This window comes from Thermomonas sp., from assembly GCF_019104945.1.
Lineage (GTDB): Bacteria > Pseudomonadota > Gammaproteobacteria > Xanthomonadales > Xanthomonadaceae > Thermomonas.
The window spans coordinates 1-13,136 of record NZ_JAHRWW010000016.1; the positions used below are offsets into that span (position 1 = coordinate 1).

A 13,136-nucleotide genomic window follows, 5' to 3' on the forward strand; every position below is an offset into this window, starting at 1 on the left:
GCCGCTGAAGAAGCCGAGCGCGCCGAAGCAGAACGACTCGCCGCCGAAGAAGCCGCCCGCGCTGAAGAAGAACCCCTCGCTGCGGAAGAAGCTGCCCGCGCCGAAGCAGAACGCCTCGCTGCTGAAGAAGCCGAGCGCGCCGAAGCAGAACGCCTCGCTGCTGAAGAAGCCGCCCGCGTCGAAGTCGCTGCGCGTGAAGAAGCCGAACGTCAGGCTGAGATCGAGGCGGCCCGCTTGGAAGAGGAGCGTATCGCAGCTGAAAACTTGGCGCGCGTCGAAGCTGAGCGTGAAGCAGCAGAAGAGGCCGCGCGCCAGCAGGCGGCGGCACTGGCGGCAGAAGAAGCTGCAAAACTTGAAGCTGAGCGTCTCGAAGCGGCGCGTCGCGAAGCAGAGCGCGCCGAAGCAGAACGTATCGCTGCTGCCCGTCGCGAAGCCGAACGTTTGGAAGCGGAAGAATCTGCAAGGAAGCGCGCAGAATCCGAGCGCCTTGAAGTGGAACGTCGTGCGGCTGAAGCTGCGGCGCTGATGAAAGCACGCGAATTGGCGGCACTGGCGACACTGCAAGCTTCAACGGCCGCATCGGATGATCCCGATGAAGCGCTGGATATGGCGGATCTGGATATCGAACTGATCGATATCTTCATCGAAGAAGCCGAAGACCTGCTGGATCACTCCGATGGTCTGCTCAGGAAGTTACAAGATACGCCTGCTGATAATGAGCTGGTGATTGGGCTGCAGCGCGACTTGCATACGCTCAAGGGCGGTGCACGTATGGCCGGCCTGATGCCTGCAGGTGAGCTGGGCCACTCGATGGAAACCCTGCTGGAAGCTGTGGCGGCGCAGCGCGTGGAGCTGGATGCACGGGGTATCCGCTTGCTGGAGCGCGGTTTCGACCGTCTCCATGACATGGTGACGCGTATCTCTGCACGTCGCGCCATTGGCATGCCGCAGAGTTTGATCGAACAGTTTGTGGCGTTTGCGGAAAACCGGCCGTTGGTGGAAGACGTCGCCGCACCTGCAGCGGTTGAGAGCAAGCCCGCGTCTGCGGCGCCCGAGGCAACGCAGACCCCTGCGCCAGAGCGCAAACCCGTACTTGTTCCACTCTCAACGCCAATGGGCGATGGGCATGTGGACGACGACGATATTGGCGTGCGTGCGCCGCAGGAACAGGTGCGCATCCGCGCTGACCTTCTTGATAAGCTGGTGAACTACGCGGGCGAAGTTGCAATCTATCGTGCGCGCCTAGAACAGCAGCTATCGGCCTTCCGCAGTACCGCTCAGGAAATGGAGCAGACCAACCTGCGTCTGCGCGATCAGCTGCGCCGCCTCGATTCCGAAACGGAAGCGCAGATCATCGCCCGCTTCCAGCGCGAAAACGATACCGGTAATCAGGCCTTCGATCCGCTGGAGCTCGACCGCTTCAGCACCTTGCAACAACTCTCGCGTGCGCTGGCTGAATCGGCGAACGACTTGCAGAGCTTGCACGGTTCGATGGAAGACCTAACGCGCCAATACGAAACGCTGCTCACCCAGCAGTCGCGCGTCAGTTCGGAGCTGCAAGAAGGCTTGATGCGCACGCGCATGCTGCCCTTCGATTCGCTGGTGCCGCGCCTGCGCCGCTTGATTCGCCAAGCATCTGGCGAAACGGGCAAGCAAGCCCAGCTCAAACTGGAAGGCGCGCAAGGCGAACTGGATCGTAACGTATTGGAGCGCATGACCGCTCCGCTCGAACACATGCTGCGCAACGCGATTGCGCATGGTTTGGAAACCCCCGCTGCACGTGTGGCCGCAGGCAAGCCTGAAGAAGGCACGATCCGCCTTGCCGTGCGCCGCGAAGGTTCGGAAGTGGTGTTGCAGATCGCCGACGACGGTGCGGGGCTTAACCGTGCGGCGATCCGTGCACGCGGTATCGAACGCGGTTTGGTGCAACCAGATGCAGCGCTGAGCGATGCCGAACTGGATCGCTTGATCATGCAGCCGGGCTTCTCGACCGCGGAAACTGTGAGCCGTTTGGCAGGACGCGGCGTCGGGATGGACGTCGTAGCAAGCGAAGTGCGCCAGCTGGGCGGTTCGATCGATATCGTGTCGCAACCTGGGCAAGGCACCACCTTCACCCTGCGCCTGCCGCAGACGCTGGCGGTGACCCAAGCGGTCTTCGTGCGTATTGGTGAAACCGAATACGCCGTGCCGATCGCTTCGGTGCGCGGTGTGGGCCGCATCAGCCGTGAAGATTTGGCAAGCGCCGAGGCAGGTTACGAGTACGGCGGTGAAACCTACGCACTGCATGATCTGGGGCATTTGGTGGGCGTCGCGCCCGCGAAGGCAGAAGGTCATCTGCAAATGCCACTGCTGCTGGTGGGCGCGGGCGAACTGCGTGCTGCGGTGGCCGTGGACCAAGTGGTTGGCAGTCGCGAAATCGTGGTGAAATCCGGCGGACCGCAGCTTGCGTCGATCCCGGGTATTTTCGGCGCCACCATCATGGGTGATGGCCGCGTGGTCGTGATTCTTGATATTGCACCGCTGGTGCGTGGCCATACCTTGGTGGCCGCAAGCGGTGCTCCGCAGGCGATGGCTGCGGCTGAGCAGCGCCATGTGCCGTTGGTGATGGTGGTGGATGACTCGGTCACCATGCGTAAGGTGTCGGGCCGCGTGCTGGAGCGTCAAGGTTTCGAAGTGGCCACGGCGAAGGATGGTTTGGACGCCTTGGAGCGCATGGCCGATGTAGTGCCAGACCTGATGCTGCTGGATATCGAAATGCCACGTATGGACGGTTTCGAGCTGGCGATGGCGATGAAAGCCGACGTGCGTTTGCGCAATGTTCCGATCATCATGGTCACTTCGCGTACCGGCGAGAAACATCGTCAGCGTGCGCTCGAAATTGGTGTTGAACGCTTCCTCGGCAAGCCCTACCAAGAGGTGGAGCTGATGCGCAATGTGTATGCGCTGCTGGGGCGTGAGCAGCCCGATGGCGGGTTTGAGCAATGAGTGCGCCGCGCGTGCTGCTGCTGGCACGTGCCGGCGCGGCACGCGATAACGCTGCGTCTGCGTTAAATGCAGCCGGAGCGCAGGTGGCGGCGGTTTTAGACCCGCTGACTGTGAGTGAAGCCGATCTGCGAGCGCCTGCGGCAACGGCGGTGATGGTGATGCTTGATCCACAAGTGGAAGCCGCACTGGAAGCGTTTGACGCTTTCTTTGACGACCCATCGCTGACGGTGCTCTACGAAGAAGCCGAACTCGCCGCCAAGCGCGACGGCTGGGAGGCTGCACGTTGGACGCGGCACTTGGCGGCCAAACTGCAAGGGCATTCGGACGTGCTCCCACCTTCGCCCGCAGAGCAGGGGCTGAAGCAGGAGTTAGAAGCGCTCACGCTACAGATGGCAAAGCTGGAGCCAGAGCCGCCTGCAATCCTTCCGGATGCGGGTAATACGTTGGCGGTGGTCATTATTGCCGGTGGCGTAGGCGGGCCGGATGCGGTGCGTCAGCTGCTGGCTGATTTGCCCGAGGAGTTTCCGCGCCCCATTTTGCTGCGCCAGCCGATTGGTGGTGGCCAGTACGACCGCCTCGTGCGGCAAATGCAGCGTGCGACATCGCTGCGCGTAGAGCTGGCACAGCTGGGCGAAGTGCCGCAGCGCGGTGTGGTCTCCATTTTGCCGGATGGTATCGACTTAGGCGAAGTTGAAGGCAAACCAAAATTTGTAACCGTCGAAGGTGAGCCGCAGTTTCCAGCATTAAAAGCCGCTGATAGTGCCGTGCTGCTGCTAAGCGGCGCCGCGTTAGCGCTAGTCGATCTTGCACTCACGGTGCGCCTGCGTGGCGGCCTTGCCTTCGGGCAGGCGAAAGAGAATTGTTTTGATCCCGCTGCCAGCCTGGCGCTGGTGGCACGTGGTGGCGAGGCCCGCAGCCTTTCCGTCATGGCGCATCAGCTGCGGGAACGCTGGCCCAACTGAGGAACCCCATGGCCGATATTGCATACATCATCCGCGGCGTGTTGATTCAAGTCGCACAGGCACGTCTGCTGCTGCCCAACGCAACGATTGCCGAAGTGCTGTCCTTTGCTACGCCAGAGCCCATCGACAATACGCCCGATTGGTTGCTGGGCAGCATTCGTTGGCGCGGCTGGCAGATCCCACTGGTGTCGTTTTCGCGTTTTGCACAGATTGCCGAAGAAGACGGCGGTTTAGGGAGCAAAGTGATTGTGCTTAAGGCACTAGGCGGCGATCAGCGGCACCCATATTTCGCCATGCTGACCCAAGGCTTCCCGCGCTTGGTAACAGTGACTCAAACCGCGTTGACTACGCTGGAAGAGGGCGAAGGGTTGCCGCGCGGGGTGTTGTCGAAGGTGCGCTTGAATGAAAACGAGGCGGTGGTTCCGGATCTGGCCGCGTTAGAAACGCAGCTTCGTGCTGCGATGCTGGCTGCGGCGGCTTAAGCCAATACGCAATTAACCTAAATCGCCGTGGAGCATCTGTAGCGCACTGATTGCCGCAATACCTGCGGTTTCGGTGCGCAAGATGCGCGGGCCTAAGCGCAGGCCTGTAAAACCCGCCGCGTGTAGCTTGTCTAAGTCGCGCTCGGACCAACCGCCTTCGGGGCCGATGGCCAGCGTGCAGCCGCTTGTTGTGGCGAGCTGTGCGCGCTGAAGGCTAAGCGTGGCCTCTGGGTCTAATACAAAGCCAAGCCCATCGATACGCGCAGCGGCGTTTGCCAATGGCTGTGGCGCCACAACCTCCGGCACGCGCGCGCGGCCGCTTTGTTCGCAGGCCGAGATCACCACTTCGCGCCAGTGGGCAAGGCGCTTTTCAGCACGCTGTGCATCCAGCTTCACCTCGCTGCGCTCACTAAAGACGGGCAGAAAACGGGTGACGCCCAGTTCGGTGGATTTTTGTAGGATCCAATCCATTTTCTCGCCGCGTGCAATGCCTTGCAGCAGAGTAATGTGCAGCGGGCTTTCGTTCTCTAGCAGACGACCTGATTCAATTTCTACTTCGGCACTGTGTTTGCCGATCTTGGTAATGCGTGCGCTGTAGTCATAGCCATCGCCGTTGAACAGCACGCAGCGATCCCCTATCTGCAAGCGCAGGACACGCAGCAAATGGGCGGCGACATCATCGGGAAGCGTGGCGACGCTCCCTTCGTGCAAGGCGCATTGAACATGGCAGCGGGTTAAACGCATTGTGCGGCTTCCTCTAAAACGGCGGCGGTGGCGTGGGCAAGCAGCTCAAGCTGCGCCTGATCCACACAGTAGGGCGGCATCCAGTACAGCACGTCACCGAGTGGACGCAGCAGAGCGCCGCATTCCAGCGCTTTACGGTACATGCGCAAGCCGCGGCGGCCGGAGATTTCCACGGCGTGGCCGTCTTCACGGTTATCGGGTTCGGGTTTGAGTTCGATGGCGACAATCATCCCCGTTTGGCGTACTTCCGCAACCAATGGGTGTGAAGCAAACGGTGCGGCAAGCGCAGCCATGCGCGCGCTGGTTGCTTGGTTGCGCACAATGACGTCGTCTTGCTGGAGGATATCCAGTGAAGCCAGCGCCGCCGCGCAAGCAAGTGGATTGCCGGAATAGCTATGCGAGTGCAGGAATGCGCGTTCGCGTGAATCGTCCAAAAACCCGTCGTAGATGTTCTGTGTAGTGAGAACGGCGCACAGGGGGAGAAAACCGCCCGTCAAACCCTTAGAAAGACACAAGAAATCCGGTTGGATCGCTGCCTGCTCGCATGCGAATAAAGTGCCCGTGCGGCCGAAGCCCACCGCGATTTCATCGGCAATCAAAAATACGCCGTGGTTATCGCAGAGTTCACGCACGCGGCGTAAATACGCAGGGTGATGCATGCGCATGCCGCCAGCGCACTGCACCAGTGGTTCTAGGATAAACGCGCATACCTCACCGGGATGGGCCAGTAGTAGCGCTTCAAGAGCATCGGCGGCGGCGTGCGCGGCGGCAACCGCTTCAGCCTCATTGTGCGCGCCAAATGCATCTGGGGTAGGCGCGAATAAAACATCCAGCAGCAACGGCGCATAGACGCGCCGGTACAGGGGGATATCCCCTACCGAGAGCGCCCCCAGCGTTTCGCCATGGTAGCTATTGGTGAGTGTGATAAAACGCGTGCGGCCTTGAATTCCTTGGTTGTGAAACCAGTGGAACGCCATTTTTAGCGCCACCTCGATACCGGACGATCCGTTATCGGCATAGAACACTTTGGCCAGTGGTGCGCGGGCGGGCTCCTTGGGCGCTAACGCGAGTAGGCGTTCGGCCAGTTCTACGGCGGGTGCGTGCGAGAAGCCAGCCAAGATTACCTGCTCTAAAGTGCGCGCCTGCTGGGCAATGGCCTCGGCAATGCGCGGTTCGGCGTGCCCGTGTAGGTTGGTCCACCAGCTACTGACGCCGTCGAGTACGCGCTTGCCGTCATAACCAATCAGCCAAGCGCCCTCCCCACGTGCCACGGGAAATAAGGGGAGCGCGTCCGGATGTTCGCGCATTTGCGTGCAGGGGTGCCAAATTACGGCAAGGTCGCGCGCGCGCCAGTCCTCTGAGGCGGCTATCATGGTGGCACTGTGAGTCTCATTCATTTCCCTATTATCCCCTGTCGATCTGCCCATGGGGCAGGCCGATGAGTCGTGTTTTACCCATCATCCACGGCACTCATGAGCGCGAAGCCGGTCCGTACCGGTTAGAGCAGCTTGACCTTGAATTTTCAAATGGTGAGCGTCGCCGCTATGAGCGCCTACATGCACGCGGCCATGGCGCGGTGGCGGTGGTGCCGATGCTCGATGCCGATACTGTGCTGTTAGTGCGCGAATACGCCGCGGGAATGCACCGCTACGAGCTGGGTTTAGTGAAAGGGCGCATGGATGCGGGCGAAACGCCGGAGCAAGCTGCCAACCGAGAGTTGATGGAAGAAGCGGGCTATGGCGCGCGCGATCTGCGTGTGCTGCGCCGCCTGAGTCTTGCCCCTACCTATATGAGCCACGAAATCCACGTGGTGTTGGCGCGCGATCTGTATCCGGAACGGTTAATTGGCGATGAGCCCGAGCCGCTGGAACTAGTGCCTTGGAAATTGGCCGATTTAGGCCAGCTCATTCTGCAGGAAGATTTTTCAGAGGGGCGCACGATTGCCGCCCTCTTCATTGTTCGAGAGTGGTTACAGCAAAATGAAAATCAGTAATGAAGTTCGCGAAGGCGTTATTGCCATCGCGCATCGTGCAGCCGATGAAATTCTCAAGGTATATGACAGTGAGTTCGCGGTGCAACACAAGGCCGACGATTCTCCACTCACGGCGGCCGACCTTGCCGCACACCGTTGTATCGTAAAGGGTTTGGAGCAACTAACCCCCGAGATTCCAGTGCTTTCGGAAGAATCCAAAGGCATTGAAACGGCGCAGCGGCGGCAGTGGAGCACCTTTTGGTTGGTGGACCCACTCGATGGCACGCGCGAATTTGTGAAGCGCAATGGTGAATTCACCGTCAATATCGCGCTGATCGAAAATGGCGTAGCAACGTTTGGCGTCATTCAACAACCGGTTACCGGTGTGCTGTGGTATGGCGTACCGGGGCAGGGCGCATTTCGGCGTGAAGCTGGGCAAGAACAGGCCATCCATGTTCGCAGCCCCGCCTCAGAACCGCTGCGTGTGGCCGCCAGCCGTTCGCACCGCGATGGGCGTACAGAAGCCGTGCTGAACGCGCTGCCGGGCTGTTTGGTGCTGGGCTGCGGATCATCACTGAAGTTCTGCAAAATCGCTGAAGGATCGTTGGATCTATACCCGCGTTTTGGCCCCACCAGCGAGTGGGATACCGCCGCCGGGCAGGCGATTTTGGAAGCGGCGGGCGGTGCGGTATTAGATCCGAAAGGACGCCCCTTCCGTTACAACCAGCGCGATACCTTGCTCAACGGCGATTTCTTGGCACTGGGCGATCTTGCGCTGCGCACTCGCCTTCACGCGGCCTCAACCGTCGTTCCGGCATGTTGAGCGCATCAAAAGACTAAAGGCGTGAGGCGCGCATGCGCGAGCAGGAGCAAGCTGGGCTAGTTCTAATTGTGGAAGACAACCGCAATATTTCAGAGATGGTGGGCGAATACTTAGAGGGCCGTGGGTTTGAAATCGACTACGCGATGGATGGCCTAGACGGTTATCGTCTTGCCGCTGAAAATACCTACGATGCCATCGTGCTCGACCTAATGCTGCCGCGTTTGGATGGGATCGAAGTATGCAAACGCCTGCGCCACGAAGCGCGTAAAGCAACGCCTATCTTGATGCTTACCGCGCGCGATACCTTGGATGACAAGCTCACCGGGCTGTCTTCAGGCGCCGATGACTACCTCACCAAACCCTTTGCGATTCGTGAGCTCGAAGCGCGCCTGCACGCCTTGATTCGGCGTGAGCGCAGGCAGGTGGGCGCTGAAGTGCTGCGCGTAGCTGATCTTGTGCTTGACCCGTCTTCGCTGCGCGCCACGCGTGCGGGCTGCGAACTGCAACTTTCCCCCATCGGGATACGCCTATTGGCCATCTTGATGCGTGAATCGCCGCGCGTGGTCAGCCGGCAAGAAATTGAACGCGAAATTTGGGGTGATGAACTGCCCGATTCCGATACCTTGCGCAGCCATCTCTACAACCTGCGCAAAGTGATGGATAAACCGTTTGACCGCCCGCTGCTGCACACCGTGCAAAGTGCGGGTTACCGTATTGCAGAGTTAGCACACTGAGGCAATGAACAGTTCTTCGCTACAGTCTTCATGTCACGCAGGTGCTGCGGTGGCAGACGACGCTTCGCGTGAACGCGAGTTCACCCGCGCCGCAAGCCACGAGCTGCGCACGCCGCTCACGGTGATCCGGGTGGCGAGTGATTTGATCGAACACGATCCGGGGTTATCGGAAGCGTCCAAGCGCTCGCTGGCGCGTATTCAAGACGCCGTTTCTGGGATGGAGGCCATCATTGATGCGCTGCTGCTGCTCGCGCGCGGTGAGCGTTGTGCGATGGAGGCTGAGCATTTTTCGGTGCGCGAACTGGTAGAGCAAGAGCTTGCGCATGTACGACCATTGCTGGAGCACAAACAACTCAAGTTGGATGTAAAACTAGATGCAGCGCCCGTGCTGCATGCGCCGCCCTGTGTATTGCGGGTGATGCTGGGCAATTTATTGAATAATGCGGCGCGGTTTACCGATGCGGGCGAAGTGCGGGTGCGCCTTGGCAGCGATCGGCTCAGCGTTGAAGACACCGGCATTGGCATGGATGCAGCAACGTTGGCGCGCGCCTGCGAGCCGTTTTACCGCGGCGAGAGCGAGCAGGGCGTGGGGCCGGGGCTGGGTCTTGCGATTGCGCACCGGCTGGGGCAGCGCTGCGGTTGGCCGCTGCAGCTACAAAGCGCGCCGGGACAGGGCACTTGCGCCAGCATCCTGTTTGGGGATGCCATCCGGGACTGATGGCACGGTTATAGCGAGGGTTGAACGGCTAGCATGCGGCAGCTGTCAACCGAATGCGCAGACGCGCGTTCTCCTATTCAACCTGTCTATTTGAAGTCCGCATGAGCCAGCCACGCCCTACGACAAGCACATTTCCCCTGCGCAAGCTGGGTACCGCCGCCGCAATCGTGATTGTGCTCGCCGGAGCAGGTTACTACTGGAAGCAGCGAAGCCAGGCTGAGGCCGACGGCGGTTACCGTACCGAAGCGGTGCAGCGTGGCGATATTCGCGTGGCCATTTCTTCCACCGGTACGCTCAGCGCGATCTCAACAGTGACGGTGGGCAGCCAGATTTCAGGGCAGGTCACCGATATTTTGGTGGACTTCAACTCGCCGGTGAAAAAAGGCGATGTACTGGCGCGGATCGATCCTTCCACCTACCAAGCCCAGCTTGAGCAAGGCAATGCGCAGATCGCCAATGCCCAAGCACAGCTGCGGCAGGCACAGGCGACCTTGCAAAACGCGACGTTGGACTACAAGCGCAAGCAAGAGTTGTCGGCACAAAAACTTATTGCGCGCAGCGATCTAGACGTTTCGCGCGCCTCTTTTGAGCAGGCACAGGCACAGGTTAATGCCGCGCAGGCATCGATTCGTTCGCAAATGGCGTCTTTGAAAAATACCGAAGTCAATATCAATCGTGCGGTGATTCGTTCACCCGTCGATGGCGTGGTATTGACCCGCAAAATTGAGCCGGGCCAAACCGTGGCCGCCAACTTTTCGGCGCCAGAACTGTTCACCATTGCCGAAGATCTTTCAAAAATGAAGATCGAACTGGCGGTGGACGAGTCGGATATTGGCCAAGTGAAGGTGGGCCAATCGGTGAGTTTCACCGCCGATGCATTTGCCGGGCGCCAATTCAAAGGTAAGGTGGAGCAGGTGCGTATGGCCGCAACCACCACCAATAACGTAGTGACGTATCCGGTTATTGTGACCGTGGATAACAGCGATGGCACGCTGCTGCCGGGGCTGACCGTGAACGCGGAAATTGAAGTCAGCAAACGCGATAACGTGCTGAAATTAGGCAATGCCGCGCTGCGCTTTAAGCCGGCTGAAGGCTCAGCGTTGGCCGATATGCAGCCAGAGGGCATGGGTGGGCCGCAAAATGGCGGGCGCAGCAATCAAAATTCGGGCGAAGACCTGCAGCGTTTAGCTGGGAGCATGGGCCTCAATGCACAGCAAAAAGCCGCGTTTGATACGGCCATGGCTGAGCTTAAAAAGCAGCAAGAAGAGCGTGCAGCCAAGTGGCAGGAAGCGGCGAAACAGCAGCAAAACGGTGGCAACCGTTTGATGGGCGGCGGCATGCGCTTTGGACCGCGCAGCGGTGGCGGTGGGGATGCGGCGATGATGGCGCAGATGCGCGCCCGCATGCGTGACCGGATGAATCAGCAGTTCGCAGGTTTCGTTGCAACGCTTGATGAGAGCCAGCGCGCTACGTGGGCAGAAGGCTTGGATGCGCAGCTCAACGCCAAACGCGTGGTGGTCTATAAGTTAAGCAACGGTAAGCCGGAAGTGGTGATGGCGAAGCTGGGGGCAAGCGATGGCAGCACCACCGAAGTGTCGGGCAGCAATATCAAGGAAGGCGATCTGATTATTTCCGGCGAGCGCTCTGCCGCGGGAGGCAAGTAATGAGCGCAGCCGACGCGGTGCCGGTGATTCTCACCCGCCGGCTGGGGAAGGTGTATGCCGAAGGTACAGAAGCCGAAGTGGTGGCGCTTAAGGGCGTGGATCTGCGGATTGATCGCGGCGAATTTGTGGCCATCATGGGGCCGTCTGGCTCCGGTAAATCCACCTTGATGAACCTCTTGGGCTGCTTGGATAAGCCAACGGCGGGGAGCTATGAATGCGACGGTGTGGATGTTTCTACACTGGACGCAGAGGCGCTGGCGCAGCTGCGCCGCGAGAAAATCGGTTTCGTATTCCAAGGCTTTCATCTGCTGCCACGCATGGACGCCACCGATAACGTGGCGATGCCGATGGGCTATGCGCAAATCCCGCCACACGAACGGCGGCGGCGTGCGCTGGCTGCACTAGAAGCCGTTGGGCTGGGAGGGCGTGCCGATCACCGGCCAAATGAGCTATCGGGTGGCCAGCAGCAGCGCGTCGCGATTGCGCGCGCACTGGTCAACCATCCGCCCATTTTGCTGGCCGACGAGCCCACCGGTGCGCTGGACAGCAAGACCGGCGAAGAAATTTTGAGCCTATTTAAGCGCCTGCGTGATGACGGGCATACCGTAATTTTGATCACCCACGATGCCCACGTTGCGGCCCATGCGGATCGCACCTATGTGATGCGCGATGGTGAATTGCACGCCGAAACAGACGCGGAGGCCGCATGAATTTCTCTGATATTTTGCGCACCGCTTTTTTTGCCTTGCGCGGCAACTGGATGCGCAGCGCACTCACCTCGCTGGGCGTCATTATCGGTATCGCAGCGGTTATTGTGATGGTGTCGATTGGCCAAGGAACGCAGGCCGAAATCGACAAAATGGTGTCGGGGCTTGGCTCGCAGCGGCTCGACATCATGAGCTTTGGCGGCATGGGGCCGGGCGGTGCGCGCATGGCCCAAGGCAGCCGCTGGACATTGAATGACGGCGATGTGGAAGCCATTCGCAACGAAGTGCCGGAAGTGCAATACGTAGCGGGTTCGCTGCGCGGTGGTACACAGGTGGTGTTTGCCGAAAACAATGCCTCAACCCAATGGCAGGGCGTGGAGCCCGACTGGTTTGCGATCAATGACTGGAAGATCGCGCAGGGGCAAGGTTTTGATGCTTCCGATTACGGCGGCAATGCCAAGCCGGTGATCATCGGTGAGACTGTACGCAAAACGCTGTTTGGTGATGAAAGCGGGATCGGGCAAACCATCCGCCTCGGCCGTGTGCCGTTCACCGTGGTGGGCGTGCTGGGCGAAAAGGGGCAGGGCGGGTTTGGCCAAGACCAAGACGATATTGTCGTCGTACCGCTGGAGGCCGCGCGTCGGCGCCTTTCTAATTCACAGGGAATGCCGCCAGGCGCTGTGCAGGGAATTGCGGTGGGTGTGGACGATGCGCGCAACCTCGCCAGCGCACAGTCGGAAATTGAAGGCCTGCTGCGCCAGCGGCATAAGATCGACCCCGGCGCAGACGATGATTTCGCGGTACGCAATATCAGCCAGATTGTGGCCACGCGCACCGCAACCACCAACCTGATGTCCAAATTGCTGGGTGCAGTGGCCGGGATCTGCCTGATCATTGGCGGTATCGGCATTATGAATATCATGCTGGTGTCGGTCACCGAGCGCATCAAAGAAATCGGGCTGCGCATGGCAGTGGGCGCAGGCCCGCGTGATGTGCGGCGGCAATTTTTGGCCGAAGCCATGCTGATTTCGCTGATTGGTGGCGTCATCGGGATCGCGATTGGCGTGGTAGGGGCCCTCTTGGTGAGCAAGTTCGGTGACCTGCCGGTACAGCTCAATGCCAAGGTAGTGCTATTGGCTGCGACGTTCTCGATCTGCACGGGGCTGTTTTTTGGCTACTACCCGGCGCGTAAGGCCAGCTTGCTCGATCCGATCGAAGCGCTGCGCGCGCAATAAGCAAAATTTCCGGTCTTTGCGGCTCCTTAACGGAGCCGTAGGCGGGGGTTGTGGCAAAATGCCGCTTGGACTCCCAAAAACGAACGACTGGATGCCTCACGTAGCCCCTT

The 13,136-nt window shown here is 59.9% G+C and carries 12 protein-coding genes; 10 read left to right on the forward strand and 2 right to left on the reverse strand.

Annotation, left to right across the window (positions count from 1 at the left end):
- The 3 genes from KUL77_RS04635 to KUL77_RS04645 form a co-directional block, all read left to right on the forward strand.
- Window positions 1–2,985 (forward strand): hybrid sensor histidine kinase/response regulator (locus tag KUL77_RS04635; RefSeq protein WP_297144141.1); only part of this gene is annotated, 2,985 nt, incomplete at its 5' end.
- A complete protein-coding gene (locus KUL77_RS04640) occupies window positions 2,982–3,947 on the forward strand; it encodes a chemotaxis protein CheB (RefSeq protein ID WP_297144142.1) in 966 nt (321 codons plus the stop codon). The genes KUL77_RS04635 and KUL77_RS04640, both read left to right, overlap by 4 nt.
- Before the next feature lie 8 nt (window positions 3,948–3,955).
- Window positions 3,956–4,429, forward strand: coding sequence for a chemotaxis protein CheW (locus KUL77_RS04645; RefSeq protein ID WP_297144143.1), 474 nt, complete (start codon window positions 3,956–3,958; stop codon window positions 4,427–4,429).
- Between the two features lie 12 nt (window positions 4,430–4,441).
- On the opposite strand, the gene KUL77_RS04650 is transcribed toward KUL77_RS04645, so the two are convergent.
- Complete coding sequence (locus KUL77_RS04650; protein WP_297144144.1) at window positions 4,442–5,173, reverse strand: 16S rRNA (uracil(1498)-N(3))-methyltransferase; 732 nt, start codon at window positions 5,171–5,173, stop codon at window positions 4,442–4,444.
- Window positions 5,164–6,570: an adenosylmethionine--8-amino-7-oxononanoate transaminase gene (gene bioA / locus KUL77_RS04655; protein WP_297144145.1), complete on the reverse strand. Its 1,407-nt coding sequence runs from the start codon at window positions 6,568–6,570 to the stop codon at window positions 5,164–5,166. Before bioA ends, KUL77_RS04650 begins: the two co-directional genes overlap by 10 nt.
- Window positions 6,571–6,611: 41 nt before the next feature.
- Here bioA and nudE point away from each other — a divergent pair, with 41 nt between their 5' ends.
- From nudE to KUL77_RS04690, 7 genes are all read left to right on the forward strand, one after another.
- Complete coding sequence (gene nudE / locus KUL77_RS04660) at window positions 6,612–7,166, forward strand: ADP compounds hydrolase NudE (RefSeq protein WP_297144146.1); 555 nt, start codon at window positions 6,612–6,614, stop codon at window positions 7,164–7,166.
- Window positions 7,153–7,968, forward strand: coding sequence for a 3'(2'),5'-bisphosphate nucleotidase CysQ (gene cysQ, locus KUL77_RS04665; protein WP_297144147.1), 816 nt, complete (start codon window positions 7,153–7,155; stop codon window positions 7,966–7,968). Before nudE ends, cysQ begins: the two co-directional genes overlap by 14 nt.
- A 32-nt stretch (window positions 7,969–8,000) precedes the next feature.
- Entirely contained in the window at window positions 8,001–8,702 is a 702-nt protein-coding gene (locus KUL77_RS04670; protein ID WP_297144148.1) for a response regulator transcription factor, read from the forward strand.
- A gap of 4 nt (window positions 8,703–8,706) precedes the next feature.
- Window positions 8,707–9,420 (forward strand): HAMP domain-containing sensor histidine kinase, encoded by a 714-nt coding sequence (locus KUL77_RS04675; protein ID WP_297144149.1) that lies wholly within the window; start codon window positions 8,707–8,709, stop codon window positions 9,418–9,420.
- A 101-nt stretch (window positions 9,421–9,521) separates the two neighbouring features.
- Complete coding sequence (locus tag KUL77_RS04680) at window positions 9,522–11,084, forward strand: efflux RND transporter periplasmic adaptor subunit (RefSeq protein ID WP_297144150.1); 1,563 nt, start codon at window positions 9,522–9,524, stop codon at window positions 11,082–11,084.
- On the forward strand, window positions 11,084–11,794 hold the full coding sequence (locus tag KUL77_RS04685) for an ABC transporter ATP-binding protein (protein WP_297144151.1): 711 nt from the start codon (window positions 11,084–11,086) through the stop codon (window positions 11,792–11,794). Before KUL77_RS04680 ends, KUL77_RS04685 begins: the two co-directional genes overlap by 1 nt.
- The gene (locus KUL77_RS04690) at window positions 11,791–13,026 is read left to right on the forward strand and encodes an ABC transporter permease (protein ID WP_297144152.1); all 1,236 of its coding nucleotides are present in this window, start codon (window positions 11,791–11,793) and stop codon (window positions 13,024–13,026) included. The genes KUL77_RS04685 and KUL77_RS04690 overlap by 4 nt, the downstream gene beginning before the upstream one ends.
- Window positions 13,027–13,136 lie beyond the last annotated feature (110 nt).

Coding starts and splice junctions, on each gene's coding strand:
- KUL77_RS04690 (WP_297144152.1), top strand. CDS start 11,791: ATGAATTTCTCTGATATTTTGCGCACCGCTTTTTTTGCCTTGCGCGGC.
- KUL77_RS04675 (WP_297144149.1), top strand. CDS start 8,707: ATGAACAGTTCTTCGCTACAGTCTTCATGTCACGCAGGTGCTGCGGTG.
- cysQ (WP_297144147.1), top strand. CDS start 7,153: ATGAAAATCAGTAATGAAGTTCGCGAAGGCGTTATTGCCATCGCGCAT.
- KUL77_RS04680 (WP_297144150.1), top strand. CDS start 9,522: ATGAGCCAGCCACGCCCTACGACAAGCACATTTCCCCTGCGCAAGCTG.
- bioA (WP_297144145.1), bottom strand. CDS start 6,570: ATGAATGAGACTCACAGTGCCACCATGATAGCCGCCTCAGAGGACTGG.
- KUL77_RS04645 (WP_297144143.1), top strand. CDS start 3,956: ATGGCCGATATTGCATACATCATCCGCGGCGTGTTGATTCAAGTCGCA.
- KUL77_RS04670 (WP_297144148.1), top strand. CDS start 8,001: ATGCGCGAGCAGGAGCAAGCTGGGCTAGTTCTAATTGTGGAAGACAAC.
- KUL77_RS04685 (WP_297144151.1), top strand. CDS start 11,084: ATGAGCGCAGCCGACGCGGTGCCGGTGATTCTCACCCGCCGGCTGGGG.
- KUL77_RS04650 (WP_297144144.1), bottom strand. CDS start 5,173: ATGCGTTTAACCCGCTGCCATGTTCAATGCGCCTTGCACGAAGGGAGC.
- nudE (WP_297144146.1), top strand. CDS start 6,612: ATGAGTCGTGTTTTACCCATCATCCACGGCACTCATGAGCGCGAAGCC.
- KUL77_RS04640 (WP_297144142.1), top strand. CDS start 2,982: ATGAGTGCGCCGCGCGTGCTGCTGCTGGCACGTGCCGGCGCGGCACGC.